General features: G+C 64.4%; 23 protein-coding genes. 6 read left to right on the top strand and 17 right to left on the bottom strand.

What is annotated here, in order from left to right:
* Positions 1–12: 12 nt before the first annotated feature.
* Positions 13–621 carry a GNAT family N-acetyltransferase gene (locus B5D62_RS01380; protein ID WP_085932037.1) on the bottom strand — a complete coding sequence of 203 codons (609 nt, stop codon included), beginning with the start codon at positions 619–621 and terminating at the stop codon, positions 13–15.
* Between B5D62_RS01380 and B5D62_RS01375 the strand changes: the two genes are divergently transcribed.
* Positions 572–1,582, top strand: a complete 1,011-nt coding sequence (locus tag B5D62_RS01375) for an aspartyl/asparaginyl beta-hydroxylase domain-containing protein (RefSeq protein WP_231714758.1) — start codon at positions 572–574, stop codon at positions 1,580–1,582. The two genes, B5D62_RS01380 and B5D62_RS01375, sit on opposite strands and share 50 nt — an antisense overlap.
* A 454-nt stretch (positions 1,583–2,036) precedes the next feature.
* Here the strand turns inward: B5D62_RS01375 and B5D62_RS01370 are convergent, their stop codons facing one another.
* From B5D62_RS01370 to B5D62_RS01315, 13 genes are all read right to left on the bottom strand, one after another.
* A complete protein-coding gene (locus B5D62_RS01370) occupies positions 2,037–3,305 on the bottom strand; it encodes a M16 family metallopeptidase (RefSeq protein ID WP_085932035.1) in 1,269 nt (422 codons plus the stop codon).
* Positions 3,302–4,759, bottom strand: coding sequence for a threonine synthase (gene thrC, locus B5D62_RS01365; protein ID WP_085932034.1), 1,458 nt, complete (start codon positions 4,757–4,759; stop codon positions 3,302–3,304). The genes B5D62_RS01370 and thrC overlap by 4 nt, the downstream gene beginning before the upstream one ends.
* A 20-nt stretch (positions 4,760–4,779) precedes the next feature.
* Positions 4,780–5,031: a DUF1272 domain-containing protein gene (locus B5D62_RS01360; protein ID WP_085932033.1), complete on the bottom strand. Its 252-nt coding sequence runs from the start codon at positions 5,029–5,031 to the stop codon at positions 4,780–4,782.
* A 9-nt stretch (positions 5,032–5,040) separates the two neighbouring features.
* Complete coding sequence (locus B5D62_RS01355; RefSeq protein WP_085932032.1) at positions 5,041–6,543, bottom strand: carboxypeptidase M32; 1,503 nt, start codon at positions 6,541–6,543, stop codon at positions 5,041–5,043.
* Positions 6,540–7,286: an SURF1 family protein gene (locus B5D62_RS01350; protein WP_085932031.1), complete on the bottom strand. Its 747-nt coding sequence runs from the start codon at positions 7,284–7,286 to the stop codon at positions 6,540–6,542. The genes B5D62_RS01355 and B5D62_RS01350 overlap by 4 nt, the downstream gene beginning before the upstream one ends.
* Before the next feature lie 14 nt (positions 7,287–7,300).
* Positions 7,301–7,663, bottom strand: a complete 363-nt coding sequence (locus B5D62_RS01345; protein WP_085932030.1) for a DUF983 domain-containing protein — start codon at positions 7,661–7,663, stop codon at positions 7,301–7,303.
* A gap of 75 nt (positions 7,664–7,738) precedes the next feature.
* A complete protein-coding gene (locus tag B5D62_RS01340) occupies positions 7,739–8,611 on the bottom strand; it encodes a cytochrome c oxidase subunit 3 (protein WP_085932029.1) in 873 nt (290 codons plus the stop codon).
* Between the two features lie 2 nt (positions 8,612–8,613).
* Positions 8,614–9,219 (bottom strand): cytochrome c oxidase assembly protein, encoded by a 606-nt coding sequence (locus B5D62_RS01335; protein ID WP_231714688.1) that lies wholly within the window; start codon positions 9,217–9,219, stop codon positions 8,614–8,616.
* The gene (locus tag B5D62_RS33230; RefSeq protein ID WP_170920733.1) at positions 9,216–9,359 is read right to left on the bottom strand and encodes a hypothetical protein; all 144 of its coding nucleotides are present in this window, start codon (positions 9,357–9,359) and stop codon (positions 9,216–9,218) included. Before B5D62_RS33230 ends, B5D62_RS01335 begins: the two co-directional genes overlap by 4 nt.
* 8 nt (positions 9,360–9,367) lie before the next feature.
* A complete protein-coding gene (locus B5D62_RS01330; RefSeq protein ID WP_085932028.1) occupies positions 9,368–10,303 on the bottom strand; it encodes a heme o synthase in 936 nt (311 codons plus the stop codon).
* 56 nt (positions 10,304–10,359) lie between these two features.
* Positions 10,360–11,985 carry a cytochrome c oxidase subunit I gene (gene ctaD, locus B5D62_RS01325; protein ID WP_085932027.1) on the bottom strand — a complete coding sequence of 542 codons (1,626 nt, stop codon included), beginning with the start codon at positions 11,983–11,985 and terminating at the stop codon, positions 10,360–10,362.
* Between the two features lie 26 nt (positions 11,986–12,011).
* Positions 12,012–12,836 (bottom strand): cytochrome c oxidase subunit II, encoded by an 825-nt coding sequence (coxB, locus tag B5D62_RS01320; protein ID WP_231714687.1) that lies wholly within the window; start codon positions 12,834–12,836, stop codon positions 12,012–12,014.
* 183 nt (positions 12,837–13,019) lie between these two features.
* Positions 13,020–14,732 (bottom strand): ATPase, T2SS/T4P/T4SS family, encoded by a 1,713-nt coding sequence (locus B5D62_RS01315; protein ID WP_085932025.1) that lies wholly within the window; start codon positions 14,730–14,732, stop codon positions 13,020–13,022.
* 236 nt (positions 14,733–14,968) lie between these two features.
* On the opposite strand from B5D62_RS01315, the gene B5D62_RS01310 reads away from it, so the two are divergent.
* Complete coding sequence (locus B5D62_RS01310; protein WP_085932024.1) at positions 14,969–15,511, top strand: peptidylprolyl isomerase; 543 nt, start codon at positions 14,969–14,971, stop codon at positions 15,509–15,511.
* A gap of 46 nt (positions 15,512–15,557) precedes the next feature.
* On the opposite strand, the gene B5D62_RS01305 is transcribed toward B5D62_RS01310, so the two are convergent.
* A complete protein-coding gene (locus B5D62_RS01305; RefSeq protein ID WP_085932023.1) occupies positions 15,558–15,935 on the bottom strand; it encodes a nuclear transport factor 2 family protein in 378 nt (125 codons plus the stop codon).
* Positions 15,936–15,957: 22 nt separating this feature from the next.
* The gene (locus tag B5D62_RS01300) at positions 15,958–16,947 is read right to left on the bottom strand and encodes a zinc-dependent alcohol dehydrogenase family protein (protein WP_085932022.1); all 990 of its coding nucleotides are present in this window, start codon (positions 16,945–16,947) and stop codon (positions 15,958–15,960) included.
* Positions 16,948–17,036: 89 nt separating this feature from the next.
* Between B5D62_RS01300 and B5D62_RS01295 the strand changes: the two genes are divergently transcribed.
* The 3 genes from B5D62_RS01295 to B5D62_RS01285 are packed head-to-tail and all read left to right on the top strand — an operon-like array spanning position 17,037 to position 20,264.
* On the top strand, positions 17,037–18,473 hold the full coding sequence (locus B5D62_RS01295) for a circularly permuted type 2 ATP-grasp protein (protein ID WP_085932021.1): 1,437 nt from the start codon (positions 17,037–17,039) through the stop codon (positions 18,471–18,473).
* Complete coding sequence (locus B5D62_RS01290) at positions 18,474–19,442, top strand: alpha-E domain-containing protein (RefSeq protein WP_085932020.1); 969 nt, start codon at positions 18,474–18,476, stop codon at positions 19,440–19,442.
* 3 nt (positions 19,443–19,445) lie between these two features.
* The gene (locus B5D62_RS01285; RefSeq protein WP_085932019.1) at positions 19,446–20,264 is read left to right on the top strand and encodes a transglutaminase family protein; all 819 of its coding nucleotides are present in this window, start codon (positions 19,446–19,448) and stop codon (positions 20,262–20,264) included.
* 158 nt (positions 20,265–20,422) lie between these two features.
* Here the strand turns inward: B5D62_RS01285 and B5D62_RS01280 are convergent, their stop codons facing one another.
* Positions 20,423–20,896, bottom strand: a complete 474-nt coding sequence (locus B5D62_RS01280) for a hypothetical protein (protein ID WP_139373687.1) — start codon at positions 20,894–20,896, stop codon at positions 20,423–20,425.
* Positions 20,897–21,100: 204 nt separating this feature from the next.
* On the opposite strand from B5D62_RS01280, the gene B5D62_RS01275 reads away from it, so the two are divergent.
* A complete protein-coding gene (locus B5D62_RS01275) occupies positions 21,101–22,303 on the top strand; it encodes a pyridoxal phosphate-dependent aminotransferase (protein WP_085932017.1) in 1,203 nt (400 codons plus the stop codon).
* The last annotated feature ends 18 nt before the right edge of the window (positions 22,304–22,321 follow it).

Raw genomic sequence — 22,321 nt, 5'->3', positions numbered from 1 at the left:
GGCCTTGTTTGGTCAGCCGCCCGACCTCAGCATGGCGTCATAATCCGCACGCAGCAACGCGAAGAGAAGGTGGTCGGCCCAATGGCCGTTGATCCGCAGATACTGCCGTGCGAGCCCCTCTTCATGGAAGCCCACTTTGGCCAGTACGCCCTTCGACGGCTCGTTATGCGGCAGGCATGCGGCCTCGAGCCGGTGCAGCCGCAGATCGTCGAAGGCGAAAGGCAGGAGCGCGCGCAGTGCGTCCGTCATAAGGCCCTGCCCCGCATAGGGCTGCCCCATCCAGTAGCCGATGGAAGCGGTCTGCGCGACACCGCGCCGAACATTGCTGAGGTTGATGCCGCCGACCAGTCGCCGGCCCTCGTTGAGAAAAATGAAAAGGCCGTAGGCCTCGCCGGCGCGCCATTCGCGAACCTGCTGGCGAAGTCGCCGACGGAAATGATCGCGTCCGAGAGAGTCGTCAGGCCATGTCGGTTCCCACGGCGTAAGAAAGGCTCTGCTGCGTGCGCGCAGCTCCGCCCACTCGGGCCAGTCCTCCATGCTGGGCGCACGAAGGAAGACGCGCTTGCCCGAAATGCGGGTCATTCCTGATAGCGACAAAGGAACGTCGGCGAAACGAAACATCTCGCTCAACATACTAAGCCTGCGAATCGATTTGTTCCATGATTTCCGAGGCTTGATGTCGGGCTTTCAGGCCCGAAATATCGCTCCCGCGTCAATTCAATATCTTGAAAAAGGTCTTCGGGAGGATGAAGTTCTTATTAACGAAGGAGCCCGGACCACCGTCATGGACAACGACATTTCCAATATCGGCCAGAAAGGTCGGTTCTACCTGACCAAGCACATCTGGGTGCCTCAGGAGCCGATCGAGAACTTCAATCTCAAGATGTCGGACGTCATCCTGCGTCGCATGCCCAAGCTTCCATTGTCGGGCGAAGACGCAGTCAAAGTTTTCCCTATGCTCGATGAGTTGAAGAAGAGCCACGACAAGATCAAGGCTGATCTCAACTATCTGCTGAGCCACCACGAAGAGATTCCCGCTCTGCACGAAGTCCACCCACGCGACCTGTTCGTCCCCGGTCGCGCCTGGCGCACTTACCTGCTGAAGATCTGGGGCCACGAGGTGAAGGACAACACCGCGGCGGTGCCCGACACCTACGAGGCGATCAACCGGATTCCCGGTGTGCACACGGCGCTGTTCAGCATCCTGGCCGGCGGTGCGGAGATCGTCCCGCATCGCGGCTCCGCAGCCGGCGTCATCCGTTTCCACTACCCGCTGATCGTGCCGAAGAAGGAACCGGAAAAGTGCTGGATCGAGATCGGCGGGCACCACTTCTTCTGGCAGGAAGGCGTGCCGCTGGTGTTCGACGACACGCGCGAACACTGGGTCAAGAACCAGACCAAGGAAACGCGCGTGGTATTGATCATCGACTTCAACGCCAACATGCCGTTCCCGATCAATATGTACACAGGACTGCGCTACAACCTCATCCGTCACTCGAGCGAAGTGAAGGCTGTCCTGGAACGCGCTTCGATCGGCGTGCCACCGCGCAACAAATCGGTCGACCTGGCCAAGGCCGCCTGAGCGACCTTGAACCAAGGAAGTCAAAAGGGCTCGCCTGACGGCGAGCCCTTTGTTTTTGAGCTGCGATGCGCGCGATCAGAAAAATCCAACCGCCATCGACGTCGATGAAAGCGTGACTCGGTTATTCATTTTCGAGACAAGAATCATAGTCTAATTGATTGATATTTGTGGATTCTTTTTGGCCGTCATATTCATGTTTCACTTCAAGTACCAGGGGCGATACCTGCGATCTGACCACACCGACCACGAGACCTTTCCCACCGAGATCTCGCGTCTCCCCAAGAGGTTAAAACGAGATCTTCCGCCGGCAAGTGGAGACAATAATCGCCTTTTAAATCAATACATTAGACACGATAATTGAGCTAATCTTTCACCTTAAGATGCCCGCCGACGGCATCTCGGTGGCCCGTCGGCGGCAGCCGCAGCTCGATGCGATCAGCAGCCCGCCAACAGGTCAGGCGGCAAGGCGGGCGGCGATGCTGTCCAGAGGCTCCAGCGCATCGACAGGTCCGAGAGCGGCCAGCGTCAGGCTTCCTTGCAGGAGCCGGCGGGCGACACGCCGCACCGCCTGCTGGTCGACCGCCTCGATGCGCGCGACGATCTCAGGGTAAGGCAGCGGTCGGCCATGGACCAGTAGATGACGGGCCGCCTGCTCGCACCGCGCGCCGCTCGATTCGAGCGACATCAGCGTTCCCGCCTTGATCTGCGCGCGTGCCCGCATCAGTTCGGCTTCGGTCAGCGTATCGGCCACGCCGGCGAATTCCTCGCATACCGCCGGAACCAGTTCGGCAAGATCGTCCTCGCCCGTACCGGCGTAGATCCCGAACAGGCCGCCATCGGCATAGGCGGCGTTGAAGGAATGGATGCCGTAGACCAGCCCGCGTTCCTCGCGGATGCGCTGGAACAGCCGCGAGGACATGCCGCCTCCCAGCAACGTCGAATAGACGACGCTGGCGTAATAGTCCGGATCGCGATAGCCGATGCCCTGGCACCCCAGCACCAGATGCGCCTGCTCCAGCGTTCGCACCTCGCGGCCATCCCCGCCGACGTAAGAGAGCGGCACGGTGGGCGGCGCATTGGCCGGCGTGCGGGCGACCGAGCCGAAGTACTTCTCCGCCAGATCGACAAGCTGATCGTGCTCGACCCGCCCGGCGGCGGACAGAACCATGTTCGACGCCGTGTAGTGCCGCGCCAGGAAGGCGAAGAGATGGTCGCGCCCAATCGCTTCCACCGACTCAGCCGTTCCCAGCACCGGCCGGCCGAGCGGCTGATCCGGCAGGGCGATTTCCTGGAACTGGTCGAAGACAAGATCGTCCGGCGTATCGAGAGCCTGACCGATCTCCTGCAGGATGACGCCGCGCTCGCGTTGCAGCTCGTCGGGATCGAACACCGAATTGCGCAGGATATCGGCCACCAGCTCGACGCCCAGCGCCACGTCCTCCTTCAGCACGGAGGCGTGGTAGGCGGTTATCTCGCGCCCGGTATAGGCGTTGAGGCTGCCGCCCACATTCTCGATCTCCTCGGCAATGGCGCGCGCGCTGCGCGTCCGCGTGCCCTTGAAGGCCATGTGCTCGAGCATGTGCGCCATGCCGTTCAGCTCGGCGCTTTCGTGCCGGGTCCCGCAGGCCACCCAGATCCCGAGCGAAACCGATTCGACCTCGGGCATCTCGTCGACGGCAACACGCAGGCCATTGCCGAGCGTGGTGACCTTCACTTCGCTCATGTGCTCACCTTTACCTGCGGTCGTCCCGCGACGCGGCTACCGTCGTGCGCCGCCATGCGATCGTCGATCAATGACTCCAGGGCCGCGATATCGTTCGGCAGGCCCTCAACGCGTTCGGTGCGCTCGTACAGGTCGGCCAGACGCGGCGGCAGGACCGGCCGCAGGCCGATCGCCTTCTCCACCGCGTCGGGAAACTTGGCGGGATGCGCCGTGGCCAGCACGATCATGGGGACGGCCGCGTCGCGCCGGTGCTGCTGGGCGATCGCGTAGCCGATGGCGGTGTGAGGGTCGATGATCTCGCCGAAACGCTTGCGGCAGTCGGCAATCGCAACGAGGGTGCCCTCGTCGTCCAACCGTCCGGAATCGAACAGAGCGCGCACGCCGCCCAGGGCATTGGCGCCGACCTTCAGCGTTCCGGTGGCGCGGAAGACCGTCATCGCCTCCGCCAATGCCTTGCCATCGCGGCTGTAAAGATCGAACAGCAAGCGCTCGAAATTGCTCGAGATCTGGATATCCATGCTGGGGCTCAGCGTGGGCGTCACCCCGGTCATGGTCATCGCACCCCGCTCGAAAAAGCGCGGCAGGATGTCGTTGGCATTGGCCGCGACGACGAAGTGCGAGATCGGCAGCCCCATCTGGCGCGCCGCGTAGCCGGCATAGACATTGCCGAAATTGCCGGTGGGCACCGTGAAAGCGACCGGGCGATCCGGCGCTCCGAGCTTCAGGGCGGCCCAGAAGTAGTAGACGATCTGCGCCATCACGCGGGCGAAGTTGATCGAGTTCACGGCCGTCAACGCGTGGCGATCGCGGAAGGCGAGATCGTTGAAACAGGCCTTGGCGAGATCCTGGCAATCGTCGAACGTGCCCTGCACCGCAATGTTGTGCACGTTGGGCGCCAGTACCGTCGTCATCTGCCGACGCTGCACCTCGCTCACGCGACCGTGCGGATGAAGCATGAAGATGTCGATCGTCTTGCGGTCGCGCACCGCCTCGATGGCTGCCGAGCCCGTGTCGCCGGATGTCGCGCCGACGATGGTCGCATGTTGGCCGCGCTGCACCAGCGTATGGTCGAGCATGCGGCCCAGGAGCTGCAGCGCCACATCCTTGAAGGCGAGCGTCGGACCGTGGAACAACTCGAGCAGATGCAGGCCGCTATCGCCGAGCGCCTTCAGGGGCGCGACATCCGGCGTCTCGAACGAGGCGTAGGCCTCGGCGATCAGGCGGCGGAAGGTCGGCTCGTCGAAGGCGGTGCCCACGAACGGACGCATGACCTGGAATGCCACCTCGACGTAGGGCTTGCCCTGCAGCGCCGCGATCTCCGCTTTGGAGAAGTGCGGCCAGCTCTCGGGCAGGTAGAGTCCCCCGTCGCGCGCGAGGCCGGCGAGCATGACCTCCTCGAAGTTGAGGGGCGCAGGCGATCCCTGCGAGCCATGGCGGGTGCTGATGTAACGCATTGTTGGATATCGATCGCGAATTAGGCCACTTGGCGGCAGGCGGCGTGATCCTTGCGGACCCGCTTGGTCGAGGCTGGATACTGGGTCAGCTTGGCAGCCGGCCGGGTCGGGCGTTTGACCAGATCGCCACCGCAATTGGGGCACACGCCGCCCAGCCGGGTGCGCGCGCAGTCGGCGCAGAACGTGCACTCGAAGGTGCAGATCAACGCGTCCGGTGCGCCGTTGGGCAGATCCTTGTCGCAGCACTCGCAGTTGGGGCGGAGTTCGAGCATGGCTCCCTCTTACGCTGACAGGTAGCGGCTTTCCAGATGGGCCTTGAACGCCTGCGTTCCCAGGGGCTGGCCGGTGGCCTCGATCAGAATCCGGTCGGTGTCGGCAAGCGACCCCTTCCCGTGCACGTTGGTCCGCAGCCAGGTCAACAAAGGCCTGAAATTGCCCTGTGCGATTTCGTCCATAAGGCCGGGCTCGGCCGCCCTTGCAGCGGCGAAGAGCTGGGCCGCTGCCAGGGCGCCCAGCGTATAGGTCGGGAAATAGCCCCAGGAGGCATCGGGCCAGTGGATGTCCTGGAGGCATCCCATGGCGTCATTGGGCGGCACGATGCCCAGCAATTCGCGCATGCCGTCGTTCCAGGCCCCGGGCAGTTCGGCCAGAGGCAGATCGCCTTCCAGGATTGCCCGCTCGAGCCGGTAACGCAGCATGATGTGCAGCGGATAGGTAACCTCGTCGGCGTCCACACGGATGAAGCCCGGCATCACGCGCGTATAGAGCCGATGGATATTGTCGGTCTCCCAGGCCGGTCCCCGTTTGCCGAAGGCCTCGCGCATGCGCGGCGCGGCAAAGGCGATGAACGAGCGGCTGCGGCAGGCCTGCATTTCCATCAGGAGCGATTGGCTCTCGTGCAGGACCATGCCGCGCGCATTGCCGACCGGTTGACGGTTCCAGTCGCGCGGCAATCCCAGTTCATAGAGCGCGTGACCGCATTCATGGAGCACGCCCATGAGAGCCCGCGCGAAGTCGTGCTCGTCGTACCGGGTGGTGATCCGCACGTCGTCCGCGGTCCCGCCGGTGAAGGGGTGAGCCGAAACGTCGAGGCGGCCATGATGGAAGTCGAAGCCGATGACGCGGATCATCTGCTCGCCCAGCTTGCGCTGCGCCTCCACGGGAAACGGGCCGTCGAGTTCCAGCAGCTGTCCGGCCGCGTGCTGCCGCGCCAGCACGCGCTGCAACAGATCCGGCAGGAATGCCTTCAGCTCTCCGAACAGCGCATCGATACGCGCGCTGCGGCCGCCCGGCTCGTATTCGTCGAGCAACGCGTCGTAGAATGGCAGACCGAGCGCCTGGGCCTTGGCCGCGCCGACACGCTTGGTGATCTCCACTACTTTCTCAAGAGTCGGCAGCAAGATCTTGAAGTTGGCTTGCTTTTTCGCCTCACGCCACGCCATCTCGCAGGCCGAGGCCGCGCGCGTACGCGCCTCGACCAGATCGGCCGGCAGGGCATTGGCGTGGGTCCAGACATGCCGCATCTCGCGCAGGTTGGCGGCTTGCCAGCTATCGAGCCCACCCTTGCCTTCCTCGGCTCGCGACATCAGCTCGGGCATGTCGGGCGCTGTCAGGATCTCGTGCGCGACGACGTTGAGCGTCGCCAACTGGTCGGCGCGATCGTCGCTCGCGCCGTCCGGCATCATCGTCGAGCGATCCCAGTTCAGGATCGCACCGGCGCGATTGACGGCGCTCAGCCGATGGAAGCGGCGCTCGAGTTCGGCATAGGCAGCACTCGGGTTCATGCCATCCCCTTCGAGCGGCCGTTGATCGTCAGGCGGCCGTTCTCCCAATGATAGGCGAGATAGACGCCAACCAGCGCCATGCCGATCAGGAACCAGGTGATGGCGTATTGCAGATGGTCGTTCGGGATATCGAGCCGCGTCTGACCGCCGATGGGAAGGCCGCCCGGATTGGGTGTCGCATCGGCTTCCAGGAAGAAGGCGTCGAGCTTCGGATCTGGATTGCCGCCCGCCATCTTGCGCATCAGCGGCACATCGACATGGAACCAGAAATTCTTGGCCGGATCGTTGTCGGGCGCGAACTGCCGCCGCTCCTGCGTGCGCCGCACGACACCCACCAGATCGACAGGCCCTGCGACCTGACCGGCGGCGCGTGTCGCGGGATCCTTCTTGGTCGAGGGGATCCAGCCGCGATCGAGCAGGACGATTCGGCCGTCCTGGGTCCGCACTGGCGTGACCACGTGCATGCCGACATCGTCCTTGAGGCTGCGCGCAGCGAGGAAGAATTCCTTGTCGTGCAGGAACGTGCCCGAGATCCGGGCACGGCCGTATTCATGGACGAGCGGATCGCCCTTCAGCAGCTCGTCGAGGGTGACCGGGGTCGCGGCCTGGTTGGCGGCGATGCGATCGAGGATGTCGCGCTTCCACTCGCGCCGCTCCATCTGCCACAGGGCCAGGCCCATGCAAAGAATGAACACCGGCAGCGAGAAGACGGTGGGCCATAGTGCCGGCCTCAGTCGGAACATGTCCTACCTGTTGGTTATTCGTCGAGCGCGGTCGACCGGTGTTCGTACTGTTGCGCGATCAGCCAGGTCTTGAGCAGCCGCAGCATCCAGACCGCCAGGCCGAAGGTGATCGGCACCCACAGCAGGACGTGGAGCCACCAGGGCGGCTCGAAGCGGAACTCGACCCAGAAGACCAGCAGCATGATGATGGCGCCCAGTCCCAGGATCACGAACACTGCCGGGCCGTCGCCGGCATCGTTGCCGCGCAGATCCAGGCTGCAGACCGGGCAGTGATCGACGACGCCAAGAAGGCCGCGGAAGATCTTGCCCTGGCCGCAACGCGGACAGGTGCCTCGCAGTACGACTTCAGCCAGGGACGGACGGGGCCAATCGGCCATGACGGGGTCTCTCCAACGACGAACCGCCGGGGAACTTCCCGGCGGCCCATTCTGATCTTAGACGGTTGGCGCGTCTCAGTGGAGCGCAATCGGCGCCTTCCCCGAACCCCACCAGTAGACGCAGAAGAACAGGAACAGCCAGACGACGTCGACGAAATGCCAATACCAGGCGGCCGCCTCGAACCCGAAATGCTGCTTCGGCGTGAACTGGTTGTCCATGGCGCGGAAGAGGCACACCAGAAGGAAGGTGGTACCCACCAGCACATGGAACCCGTGGAAGCCGGTCGCCATGAAGAAGGTCGAGCTATAGATGTTCTCGCCGAAGTGGAACGGCGCGTGCATGTACTCGAAGGCCTGGATGCCCGTGAAGCAGGCGCCCAGGATGACCGTCAGCAGCAGGCCGCGCACCGCATCGCGCTTGTTTCCCTCCAGGATCGCATGATGCGCCCAGGTCACCGTGGTGCCCGAGAGCAGCAGGATCAGCGTATTCATGAACGGCAGATCGAAGGGCGCGATCACCGAGATGCCCTTGGGCGGCCACACGCCGCCATCGGCCTCGGTACGGATCGGCATCTCGGGCGAGTTCGGATACAGCGCCGAGTCGAAGAAGGCCCAGAAGAAGGCGGCGAAGAACAGCACTTCCGAGGCGATGAACAGGATCATGCCGTAGCGCAGGCCGAGTTGGACCACGGCGGTGTGGAACTTGCGCGACTCGACGATGACGTCGCTCCACCACCAGTACATGACCGCCAGGACCAGCAGCAGGCCCGGCGCGACCACCCACCAGTTCACTGCCTTGACGATGCTCTCGACGTGCGGTCCGAGCATCTCGGGATGCATGCCCAGCGTCAGGCCGAACACCAGCAGGAACGCCCCCAGCGACGCGAGCGCCGGCCACGGGCTCGGATCGACAAGATGATAGGGATGCTTAGGCGCGCCGTCAGACATAGTCATCCACCCTTTCCAGTATCTTTGGCGGGCAGGCCGCCGAGCAAGTCCTTCGCCCGCTCCGTCTTCGACTCGTAGAAGGTGTACGAGAGCGTGACGGTGCGGACGTCATCGTAACGTCGATCCTGATCCATGTCCGGATCGATGAAAAACAGAACCGGCATGTCGACAGATTGGCCGGGCCGCAGCAACTGCTCCGTGAAGCAGAAGCATTGAATCTTATTGAACCACTTGGCCGAAGATTCCGGGGTGACGTTGTAGGTCGCCGTCCCCACGATTGGCCGCTGCGAAAGGTTGGTGGCGCGGAAGTAGACGAGCTTCTGCTCGCCGAGATGCACCTTCACCTCGCGCTGCTCGGGCTCGAACCGCCACGGCATGTTCGAATCGGTGTTGGTATCGAAACGCACGGTCATGGTGCGGGCAATCACCGGATGATCGTCCGACTGCGCCACCAGCGGCGTGCCGGCAAAGCCGGTAGCCTTGCAGAAGGCCTGATAGAGCGGCACCGCTGCATAGGCCATACCCAGCATGCCGCCCACGATGGCCACCATCGTCCAGGCCAGTCGCGCGTTGCGGTCGATGGGCTTCTTCGCGGAGGAATCGCTCACAGCTTGCCTCCCATCCGGACCATGGTCAGAACGAAGAACACCGCGGCCAGGGCCAGCAGTACGGTGAACATGAACAGGTTCTTGCCGCGCTGGCGGCGATGCATGTCGCTGTCGCCAGGGCGACGATCGTCATCGGCCATGGCGGCAATCATCCGTTCAGGACCCAGCCCGCCAGCAGATCGAGCGGCAGGGCGGCGAAAAGGGTAGCGAGATAGAGCAGGGAAAAGCGAAACATGCGGCGCGCGGCCGGATGGGCCGAGTCGTCGTCGGCCGTGCGCCAGACCCGAATGGCATGGCCGAGGAAGGCAACGCTCATCACGGCGGCTACCGCCCCGTAAAGCCAGCCCACCGCGCCCAACAGCGCTGGCGCCAGGGCCACCGGCAGCAACAGGGCCGTGTAGATCAGCATCTGCCGCTTGGTTTCGCGTGCGCCGGCCACCACCGGCAACATCGGCACACCGGCGCGGCGATAGTCTTCGCTGCGATAGAGCGACAGCGCCCAGAAATGCGGCGGCGTCCACAGGAAGATCAGCAGGAACAACGCAATGCCGACCGCCGAGACATCGCCCGTGGCCGCAGCCCAGCCGATCATCGGCGGGAACGCGCCGGCAGCGCCGCCGATCACGATGTTCTGCGGCGTCCGACGCTTCAGCCAGATCGTGTAGATGAAGACATAGAACAGGATGGCCGCCGCCAGCAGCCCCGCCGCCACGAAGTTGGTGGCCAGCGACATCAGCAGCAGGGAGAAGATCGACAGCAGCACGCCGAGTCCGAGCGCGTCATCAGGCGCGACTCGGCCCGTCGGCAGCGGCCGGTTGCGCGTCCGCGCCATGCGAGCGTCGAGATCCCGTTCGTACCACATGTTGATGGCACCGGCCGCGCCCGAGCCCAGCGCGATCGACAGCACCGCCAACGCCGCGGTGAACGGATGGATATGCACCGGGGCGATCATGATGCCGATCAGGCCGGTGAACACGACCAGGGACATCACGCGCGGCTTCAGGAGCTCGACATAGTCGCGCACCCGAGTCGGCGCCGCCGTCTCGCCCGTGACTGTCAGGAAGCCTTGTGCCGTGTCGCTCATGATTTCACGGCAGAGGCGCTGTCCTCATCGAGTTGCAGCGCCTCCGCCCCTCGTCCTTAGTGACCCGCCGCGGGAGAGATGTGCGGCAGCTCGTCGTAGCTGTGGAACGGCGGCGGCGAAGCCACCGTCCATTCCAGCGTCGTGGCGCCCTCGCCCCAATAGTTGGCCCCGACCCGGCGGCCGGCCAGGAACGTGCCGCCGACGACGAAGATCAGCCAGAAGATGGTCGAAGCGAACGAGATGAAGGCACCGATCGACGCGATGAAGTTCCAGTGCCACATCGCATCGGGGTAATCGACGTAGTGGCGCGGCATGCCAGCCAGGCCCAGGAAGTGCATCGGGAAGAACGTCAGGTTCACGCCGACGAAGAAGGTCCAGAAGTGGATCTGGGCCGCCCACTCCGGATACTGCCGGCCGCTCATCTTGCCGATCCAGTAATAGAAGCCGGCGAAGATGCCGAACACCGCACCGAGCGACAGCACATAGTGGAAGTGCGCGATCACGTAGTAGGTGTTGTGCATGGCGTAGTCGACGCCGGCATTGGCCAGCACCACGCCCGTCACGCCACCGACCGTGAACAGGAAGATGAAGCCGATCGCCCACAGCATCGGCACCTCGAGGCGGATCGAGCCGCCCCACATGGTGGCAATCCAGGAGAAGATCTTCACGCCCGTCGGCACCGCGATCACCATCGTCGCGGCGACGAAGTAGGCGCGCGTGTCGACATCCATGCCGACCGTGAACATGTGGTGCGCCCACACCACGAAGCCGACCACGCCGATCGCCACCATCGCGTAGGCCATGCCGAGATAGCCGAAGATCGGCTTGCGGGCGAAGGTCGAGACGATGTGGCTGATGATGCCGAAGGCCGGCAGGATCATGATGTACACTTCGGGGTGGCCGAAGAACCAGAACAGGTGCAGGAACAGCGTCGGGTCACCACCGCCGGCCGGATCGAAGAAGTGCGTGCCGAAGTTGCGGTCCGTCAGCAGCATGGTGATGGCGCCGGCCAGGACCGGGAGGGCCAGCAGCAGCAGGAACGCCGTCACCAGCATCGACCAGGCGAACAGCGGCATGCGATGCAGGGTCATCCCCGGCGCGCGCATGTTGAAGATGGTGGTGATGAAGTTGATGGCGCCCAGGATCGAGGACGCGCCGGCCAGATGCAGCGAGAAGATCGCCAGGTCCATGCCCGCGCCCTGCTGGATCGTCAGCGGCGGATAGATCGTCCAGCCAGTACCGACACCACCACCGATCACCGCCGACAGCAGCAGCAGCAGGAAGGACGGCGGCAGCAGCCAGAAGCTGATGTTGTTCATGCGCGGGAAGGCCATGTCGGGCGCGCCGATCATCAGCGGCACGAACCAGTTGCCGAAGCCGCCGATCAGCGCCGGCATGACGACGAAGAACACCATGGTCAGGCCATGCGCCGTGACGATCGTGTTCCACAGATGCCCGTTCGGCGTGCCATCCGGCGCATTGAAGAACTGCACGCCCGGATGCAGCAGCTCGAGGCGCATCATCACCGAGAACGAGGCGCCGATCAGCGCCGTGATGACCGAGAACACGAGGTACATCGTGCCGATGTCCTTGTGGTTCGTGCTGAACAGCCACCGCTTGATACCCGTCGGCGTGTGGTGTTCGTCGTGGTGGCTATGGGTGGCGCTGGGCGCGGTGGCCATGGAACAACTCTCCTGTGGAGGTGCGCTTAGCGGTTGGCAGGAATGGTGGCGGAAGCGAAACCCGTCGCCGGCAACAGCCCGGCGGACTTCTTCTTCTGCTCGACCCATTTGTCGAATTCGGCCTTCGAGACCACACGCACCGCGATGGGCATGAAAGTGTGGCCGTTGCCGCAGATCTGCGAGCACTCGCCGAAATAGTAGCCTTCGTGCTCGACGCTGATCCAGCCTTCGTTGATGCGGCCCGGGATCACCGTCTTCTTGATGCCGAAGCCCGGCACCGTCCAACCGTGCATGACGTCGGCACCAGTGCCGATGATGCGGATCGTGGTGTTCACCGGGATCACCATCTCCTCGTCGACCGCCAGAAGACGCGGAATTTCCGGCTTCTGCTTGACGCGATCTGCTTCAGCCAGAATGCGGCTGTCGATCGAGAAGTTGCCCTGGTCCGGATATTCGTACTGCCAGTACCACTGGTGGCCGGTCACCTTGACCGTGAAGGCCGCGTCCGGCGCCTTGTCACCGTAGTACAGCAGGCGGAAGGACGGGATGGCGATCACGACCAGGATCAGGATCGGCACGATCGTCCAGGCGATCTCCAGCACGGTGTTGTGCGTGACCGCGCTCGGCGTCGGATTGCGCGAGGCGTGGAAGCGGAACACCACGTAGATCAGCAGCGCCAGCACGAACAACGAGATCAGCGTGATGATCACGAGGAGAAGGTCGTGCAGCGACGCCAGCTTCTCCATCACAGGTGTGTAGGATGGCGGGAACGCCATCTGCCAGTCGTGAGGCACCCCCACGACAGGCTGCGCTTGGGCGCCGGTAGCGAAAGCCACCCCGGCGATCGTCAAGATAAATCCAAAAATGCCCAAAACGCGCTTGCCGATCATGCAACCGTCCCTTCAGCAGGCCTTCCTCTTTCGGGGTTTCCGGCCCACAAAATCCCCCGCAATTCAAAGCGGTTAGTACCAGATATGCGAATGACTCGTAATGTGTTTTCGACTGTGGCCGGTATGTGGCGGCCAGTCGCAGTCCTATCCGAGCAGCGCCGTGACTTCCTTATCGAATCCGGCGGCACGCAGTTTACCACCGAATGCCGGATCGCGCGTTCGACAATGGAAATGCCCGTCTTCGTGGACAAAAACCGCGGCGCCCGCTGCATCTTCGACAGCGAGGACACGGAACACGCCGTCGCGACCGCGTCCTAAGCGCACGCGGACATCCACAACGCTCGACAATTCGGCAGTCGGAACAGAGGCTTCGCAAGCGACAAGCAGACCATGCGCTGCCCGTGCAACGAGTCCGCACACTGTCTCCACCTCAGCCCGCGACACCGAATCGAGCAGCAGCATCTGGGGCCGCAAGGTCATCGCCGCCGCCAGCAGCGCGCCGTAGCTCGTCTGGCGCGAGGCGACCAGTTCGACCTTCGCCGCCGCGTTCCAGCGAAAGGCGCGGTGCGGTGCGATGGTCACGAGCCGCCTGGTCGAATCGAGATCGCGCCCGAGGGCGGCCAGCAGCGACGTCTTGCCGGTCCCGGCCTCGCCCTGGATCAAAATCTTGAGGCCCGCGCGCATCGCAATGCGCAGCAGGGCGGCCACTTGGGCATCGAGCACGTCTGCTGCGATCAGCCGGCTCACCGTGGCGCTGCCGGGCTCGGCCCGACGCAGGACGAGAACCGGCCCGTCCGGCGCGGCCGGTGGGAAGACGATGGTGCCGCTGCTGCCGTCCCGGAGCTGAAACTGCGCGATCCCACTGGCCGGCGGCTCGGCCAGACGGGCCACCAGTCGGGCCAGATGGTCCTGATCGCGGAATACCTCCGACGCCGGCGCCAGACCGTCCTGGCGCTCGACGAACACCGACTTGGGTCCGTTGACGAACACGGCCCGCACACTGCGGTCGGACCACAGCCGATCGATCAGGCCAAGGCCACAGATCTCGCTGAGGGCCACCAGCAGGACCCTCCTCCGGGTCTCGGCCGACGGCATCGCCGCCTGTTCCGTGCGCGCCGCCTCGTCCATGGCCGCATCGATGGCACGCACGGCCTCCTCGCGCTCCGTCGCCTTGCCGCCACCACCGAGGCGAGTCCGGGCGAGCTCGAGCGTCCGAGCCAGCAGCCGGTCGAAGCCGAGCTCCGGCGCAACACCGATACTGACGAGTGGCGACGCGGGCGGCTCGAAGGCCGCCTCCGCTATCACCCGTGGCGAGACGCGATCCTCGTCGCCGGTCCACGTCCCCTGCCTTGTCTCGGGCACATCGCGAAAACTCACCAGACCGGACGGAGGTGCGTCGATCTCCTTCTTCGGTTGGTTCGCCGCCTCGCTGGGACCGTCGGCCTTCTCTTCCGGCCTCGACGCAATAGGCGTTTGCCCGCTCTGCGCACCGCTGCCGCGGCGGCTCGGATCGAGCAGTTCCGCCACCAGGCGCCGCAGCTCCTGGCTGGTCAGCGTCAGACCGCGGGGACGAAAATAAGTGTGGATCAGCTCGCCGAGCTGATAGGCGATCTCGGGCGGGGAGCGGCGGCTATCGAGCACACCGCGTACCATGTCGTAGCGCTCCAGGCAGAAGGCCTGCCAGGTCGCCTGCATGTCGCGACTGCGCCCGGCTTCCACCGGGTTGGGCAGGATCTCGGACAGCGGACGCGGTTCGATACGGCCGCCGTTGCCCACGGCATCCGCTCGTTCGCGCAAAGTCCTTATGGGGGACCGGCCATCGTCGCGATAGCCGTCCCCACCGCTCGAGGCGGGCATCTGTCAATCCGCTGAAGCCGTTCCCACACGACGCGACCAGCACCGACATCGCTGCCGGCTCCCAACCCGATCACGATGACGGTTTTGCCACCATCGCGCGCGTTTCGCCACGCCAAACGTTGCACAGTCGGATGCCCTGCGATTGCCGCCGAGCAGGTGCTTGTCTTTCGACGGTCCGTCGGTATGGTCGCGCCGCCGTCCATCGGGGGCGGTCTCAACCGCCGGAAGGGTGCGTCATGCGTCTGACCCTGATTACCGCCTTCATCGCCCTCTTCCTCGCCTCAGCAGGAGCAGCTTCCGCCATGGACCCTGAAAACACGCTCTATATCGATCTCAAGGACGGCCGCGTCGTGATCGAGATGCGCCCCGACCTGGCGCCCAAGCACGTGGCCCAGATCAAGAAGCTGGCGCTCGAGCACAAGTACGACGGCATCGTGTTCCATCGCGTGATCGACGGTTTCATGGCCCAGACCGGTGATCCGACCGGCACCGGCTCGGGCGGCATGGGTGAAAAGCTGCCGGCCGAGTTCAACAAGGAGCCGCATACCCGCGGCGCCGTGTCGATGGCCCGCACCAACGATCCCGACAGCGCCCGTAGCCAGTTCTTCATCGTCCTCAAGGATTCGAACTTCCTCGACGGCCAGTACACGGTCTGGGGCCGCGTCGTCTCCGGCATGGAGTTCGTCGACAAGATCAAGAAGGGCGCGCCGGGCTCGGGCGCCGTGTCGTCGCCCGACAAGATGATCAAGGTCCGGCTGGCGTCGGATCCCAATCCCTAGGTCGCTCGATGGGCCGCGGCGTCGAACCGCGGCCCAATCCCTTTCGCTATTCCTTCGTCACCGTATGGAAGGCCTTGGCGATCACCTGCCAGCGGCCATCGATCTTGAGAAGCGTCAGATAATCGGTGAAGTAGCGCGGCGGCAGCTGGCACTCGACCTTGGCAAAGGCCGTCGCCGGCCCCGAGAAGTCGATCGACACGATGCGATCGCGACGTTCGCTTCCCTTGGCCTTGCCGGACTCCCGGCTTTCGACCCACTTCAACCAGTCCGCGCGCGGCAGATCCGCGGCCTTGCCGTCACTGCCGACGCTGTAGAGATGCGAGGCCGGATGAAAAGCCTCGCCAAGCTTCCTGGTATCGCCTTCGTACAGCCCGTCGAAATAGGTGTGCAGCACCTTTTCCACTTCCGCCACGTCGGAACTCATCACTCTCCTCCTCGGTTGATGCTCAGATTGTCCCATTCGGGGTCACGAGAATCTTGCCGTTGCGGCCGCCTTTGTCGGCGTGCCTCAGCGCTTCCTTGATATCGTCGATCGGATAGATGGTGTCGACCGGCGCGAAGAGCTTGCCCTCCATCACCTGGCCCGCCAGGTCGGCATAGATCTCGCGGATCTTCTCCGGTTTGCGCCGCGCCAGGAAGCGGCCGAGCATGAAGCCGGTCAGCTTGATGCCGCGATAGATGAAGTTGGAGCGGTCGACATCGGGGTTCTGCCCGCTCATCGATCCGTAATGGACCAACGTGCCGTCGCTTGCGAGACAGGCGGCCAGCCGGCCGGTCGCCGTGCCACCGATCGCCTCGAGACCGAGCCTGATCGCCGCGCCGCCGGTCTCACGGGCCACGCGTTCGGCGAGATCATCGCCATCGACCAGCACCAGATCGGCTCCCAGCTGCTTCAGTTCGTCGGCAAGCTCGGCCCGGCGCACGATATTGACCGTGCGCAGACCGCGTTGATGCGCCAGCACGATGGCGAGCCGGCCGACGGCCGAGTTGGCAACGTTCTGGATCACCCACTCGCCGCCCTTGAGGTCGACGAAATCCGACAGCATGAGCGCCGCCGTTGGCGGATTGATGCGCACCATGGCCGCCTGCTTGAGATCGATACCGGCCGGCAAGGGAATCGCGTCATCGCCTTTCACCTTGCGCCGCTGCGTCCAGTTCTCACGCTGCAGATTGATGACAAGGTCGCCCGGCTTGACGTGCTTCACGGCTGCGCCCACCGCCGTCACTCGGCCGACGCATTCGGCGCCTGGCGTCGCCGGCAATGGCGGCTTCAGCCGATAGCTTCCCTTGCAGAACCCCATGTCGGCGGGATTGATGGGAAAGGCGAGCACGTCGAACACCACTTCATCCGCCGAAGGTGCCCCGACATCAGGCAGTTCGGCGCAATGTGTCACGTCCCACGGTGTGCCATAGCGCTCGATGAGCACTTGTTTCATGGCGTTCCTCCGATGCGGCTGATGACGGCCGCTTTCTTGTTGGCCCGACGATTGCTTATAATTGGATTCGACAGGGGGCGGAATGCCGGATGGCGGTTAAGACATTCGACGAAATGCGCTCGGGGGCGGAAGGTGCGGTGCGGCCTCCCTATGAAGGCGTGGCACGCTGGCTGGAGGCGACCTCGGCGGAACGACTGGCGGCGACGCGCGCCGAAGTCGATTTGTTCTATCGCCGCCACGGCATCACCTTCGGCGCATACGGCGCCGTCGACGGCGCGGAAACCACCATACCGTTCGACATCATTCCTCGCGTCATCGCCTGGGACGAATGGCAATACCTGCACAAGGGGCTGGTGCAGCGCGTGCGGGCACTCAACGCCTTCCTCGCCGATGCCTACAATGAACGCGAGATCTGTCGCGCCGGTGTCATCCCCGAGGCGCAGATTCTGATGAATGCCGAATTCGTCTCCATGGCACAGGGCCTCAAGCTGCCGGGCGGGGTGCATGCCCATATCGCGGGCATCGACCTGGTGCGCGTGGGAGAGAAGGACTTCTACGTCCTCGAGGACAATGTCCGCACGCCGTCGGGCGTATCCTACGTGCTCGAGAATCGCGAAGTGATGATGCGGCTGGCGCCCGAGCTGTTCTCGGCGATGCGCGTCCTGCCGGTTGCCGATTATACAGAGGAGCTGCTGTCGACCCTGCGCTCGGTCTCGTTCAGCGACGACGCCGAACCCAACGTCGTGCTGCTGACGCCCGGCCACTACAACAGCGCCTACTTCGAGCATGCGTTTCTGGCCGACGAAATGGGCATCGAACTCGCCAAGGGTTCCGACCTGTTCGTCGACGAGGGCCGCGTCTACATGCGCACGCCGCGCGGCCCGCAGCGGGTCGATGTCATCTATCGGCGAGTCGACGACGCCTTCCTCGATCCGCTGGCCATGCGGCCGGACTCCTATCTCGGCGTGGCCGGATTGCTGGGCGCGTTGCGGGCAGGCCGGGTCAACATCGTGAACGCGCTCGGCAATGGCGTGGCCGACGACAAGTCGACCTATACCTACGTGCCCGAGATGGTCCGATTCTATCTCGGCGAGGAACCGATCCTGCAGAACGTGCCGACCTATCGCGGCGATCGCGCGGACGATCTGAAATACATCCTCGAGCACATGCCCGAACTGGTGGTCAAGGAAGTGCACGGCTCCGGCGGCAAGGGCATGCTGGTCGGTCCCACCTCGAGCCGGAAGGAGATCGAGGACTTCGCCCAGCTGGTGAAGGCGCGGCCCGACAACTACATCGCGCAGCCGACGCTGGCGCTGTCGACCTGCCCGACCTTCGTCGCCCAGGGAGTCGCGCCGCGCCATGTCGATCTCCGCCCCTTCGTCCTCTCCGGCCGCAAGATCACCATCGTGCCGGGCGGCCTCACCCGCGTTGCCCTCAAGGAAGGCTCGCTGGTGGTGAATTCGAGCCAGGGCGGCGGCACCAAGGACACCTGGGTTTTGTCCCCCGAAGCGGCGACGGCGGATTGAATGCTCTCCAGTACCGCCAAGAATCTCTACTGGATGGGCCGCTACCTGCAGCGGGCGAAAACCACGGCACGGCTGATCGAAGCGACGCAACGCATGGCGCTGCAGTCCCGCGGCAAGGAAGCCGAGGCAGTCGTGGCGATCTTCGGCATGGAGGACGAGTTCCGGCACAGCCTGGTCCAGAACCAGAACCATTCCCAGCGCCAGAACGGCTCCGGCAAGAAGCAATTGTCCGATCTCGTCGACTTCCTGGCCTTCGACGAGAACAACCCCTCCTCGATCGTGAGCTCCATCGGCTCGGCCCGGCGCAATGCCCGCGAGGAACGCAACAACATCACGGTCGATGTGTGGGAGAGCCTGAACGGGCTGTGGCTCGAACTCAGTGCGAAACTGAGAGGTGATCGTGCCGGCCTCGACCGTGGTGCCCTGATCGAATCGGTGAAGAAGCAGGCGGTGATGATCTTCGGCGCCGCGCAGGTCACGCTGTTGCGCGACGAAGCCTACAATTTCTTCCAGCTCGGCGCGTTCCTCGAGCGCGGCGACAATACCGCCCGCATTCTCGACGTGAAGTATCATCGGCTGATGCCGGACGGCAGCCCGCATGCCGAGAACCTCGACTACTTCGCCTGGTCCGAGGTGCTGGCCTGCATCGGCGCCGTGCGCACCTATCGCCGCATCTTCCGCAGCTCGCTCGATCCGATGAAGATTGCCGAGCTGATGATGCTGCGTCGCGACGTGCCGCGTTCCGTTCATCACTGCCTTTGGATGGTCGATCTCTCCATGCGCGAGCTCGCCGACATCTACGGCACGCACGGCGAAGCCGATCGCCTGGCCGGCGAGCTGCATGCCCGCCTGCGCTACGCCCGCATCGACAAGGTGTTCCAGATGGGCCTGCACGCGTTCCTGGGTGGCGTGCGCGACGACATCGCCACCCTGTCGGACGAAATCGGCCGCCAGTTCCTGCTGGACTGATCCATGCGCCTCTCGGTCCATCACGTCACCCACTTCGAGTTCGACCGGCCTTCCGGACATTCGATCCACGATGTCCGGCTGACGCCGAAGCCCGCGACCGGGCAAAGAATCATTTCCTGGCGCATCGATGGCCCGGGCAAGCGCTCGGAATGGACCGACGGTCATGGCAACCAGGTCACGACCTTCTCGGTCGCGCACCAGCACAGCGCCGTGGAGATCGTGGTCACCGGACTCTACGACTACAGCGGTGCCGACCAGTGGCTTCGCTATGCCGACACGCCGACGCTGCCGGCGCCCTTCTGGCTCCGCAACACCGGCATGGCCCGACACGACGCGAGCTTCGACCCCGTGATCGCGGGCCTTCAAGATGGGGTGATCGACCCGACCAAGCGCGTATCGGTCCTGCACGAGTTGATGGCGCGGGTGCGGGACCGCATGGCCTACAAGACGGGCGTGTCCACCGTCGATACGACCGCGATCGAGGCCCTGGCGCGAGGCGCCGGCGTGGCGCAGGACACGGCCCATGTCTTCATCGCCTGCTGCCGCCGGCTCGGCGTGCCGGCCCGCTATGTCAGCGGCTACCTGCGCAACGACGATCCCGAACTGCATGTCGGCCACACCAGCCACTCCTGGGCGGAGGCTTGGGTGCCGGGACTCGACTGGGTCGGCTTCGATCCCGCCAACGGCATCTCGCCGCGCGGCGACAGCCTGCGCGTGGCGATCGGGCTCGACTATCACGACGCGGCCCCGGTGAGCGGGCGCCGCATCGGGTTCGGCGACGCCCGCATGACGGTCGACGCCGAGGTGAAGCTGGTCGGCTGAGCCGTTTCCATTAAATAAATGGAAATATAATGGATCGGGCTCCGCCGAAACGGAGTCCGGCACATGGTCTCATCATAGCGGCGCCCGGCCTCGCCGCGGATTATGGTCCTTAGCACCGCGCGCCAGGCCCATCGATGGAGGGCGCAGAATGGCGCGCTCTACCGTCCCGTCAGCAACAGGACGATATGCCGGATCTGGACCACGGCGGCGACGGCGATCAGGGCCACGGACATCCAGAGCAGCTCGTACTCTATGCCAGTCGCGTTGATGATGCGGTCCGGCAGGCTGATCATGGCGACCGGGATATCCGAAAACAGCCCGAGGACGAGCTGGGCCACGCCGAAGGAATGGCACTGGCTGTCGATCAAGGCTTGGGCCTTCTCGTCGGGCCGCCCCTTCATGCCGGCGACCCTGCGGATCACCTCGCGCTCCTCCAGGGCGACGCCCCATCCGATCATGATCGAGGAAACAGTCGTCATGATGTTGACGAGCTCATCGGGGTTGGCCCGCAAAGCTATGCTCTTGGCGACATCGACGATCGACAGGACCATCAGGAAAAGGATGAGGAAGTTGATGGCCGCAATGGCGAACGGCGAAACCAACATACGCAACGGTGCAAGCAACACTGTCAATTTTACGTCTTCCCGGGCGGCAGCAGCCGCCGGACTATCGCCCGGCCGGACCGCCGGGCGCAATCGCGACGGCATCGGAGCCACAAGCCCTAGCGACGATAGGGCGCGCCCCGACGAGAAATCCCGCCTGTTGCCTTGCGGAGGACAGGCGCTGTCATTAGCTTCGCGCCCGCACAAAACCGCCTGAAAGGAGGCGTCTTCGTTATGGCGTTCATTGCCGATCGTCTTGGCCGCATCAAGCCCTCTCCGACCAATGCCGCGCAAGGCAAGTTCCTGGAGATGAAAGCGGCCGGCAAGGACGTGATCGGTCTCGCAGCCGGCGAGCCCGACTTCCCGACTCCCGACCACATCAAGGAAGCGGCGATCCAGGCGATCCGCAACAACGAGACCAAGTACACCGCCGTGCCCGGCACCCCGGCGCTGCGCCAGGCGATCGTCGCCAAGATGAAGCGCGACCACGGCCTCGAGTACAAGCCGAGCCAGACCGTCGTCACCTCGGGCGGCAAGCAGATCATCTTCAACGCCATGCTGGCGACGCTGAACCCCGGCGACGAGGTCATCATCCCGGCGCCGTACTGGGTGTCCTACCCGGAGATGGTGATGTTCGGCGACGGCACGCCCGTCATCGTCGACTGCCCCGAATCGACCGGCTTCAAGCTGACGCCGGAGGCGCTCGACCGCGCCATCACGCCCAAGACCAAGTGGCTGATCCTGAACTCGCCCAGCAACCCGACCGGCGCCGCCTACACGCAGGCCGACCTGCGCGGCCTGTGCGACGTACTGCTGAAGCATCCGCAGGTGTGGGTGCTGACCGACGACATGTACGAGAAGCTCGTCTACGACGACTTCGTGTTCGCCACACCGGCCCAGGTCGAGCCGCGCCTCTATGACCGCACGCTGACCATGAACGGCGTGTCGAAGGCCTACAACATGACCGGCTGGCGCATCGGCTACGCCGCCGGCCCGCAGAAGCTGATCGACGCCATGATCACGGTGCAGAGCCAGAGCACCTCGAACGCCAGCTCGATCAGCCAGGCGGCCTCGGTGGCGGCGCTCAACGGCCCGACCGACTTCATCCCGAGAAACGTCGCCGTCTTCAAGCAGCGCCGCGACCTGATCGTGTCGATGCTGAACCAGTCCAAGGGCCTGCGCTGCCCGCGGCCGGAAGGCGCCTTCTACGTCTATCCGTCCTGCGCCGGCACGATCGGCAAGAAGACCCCGGACGGCAAGGTGATCGCCAACGACACCGACTTCGTGAACTACCTGCTCGAATCCGAAGGCCTGTCGGTGGTCCAGGGTTCGGCCTTCGGCCAGGGTCCTGCCTTCCGCATCTCCTACGCGACGGCCACCGACCTGCTCGAGGAGGCGGGCCGGCGCATCCAGCGGGCTTGTGCCGCGCTGGCCTGATCTCCAAATACTGCGACA

Origin of the sequence: Enhydrobacter aerosaccus, assembly GCF_900167455.1 — a bacterium.
GTDB lineage: Bacteria > Pseudomonadota > Alphaproteobacteria > Reyranellales > Reyranellaceae > Reyranella > Reyranella aerosaccus.
The sequence above is the reverse complement of the archived record's forward strand: the minus strand, read 5'-3'. Positions and strand labels throughout refer to the sequence as shown.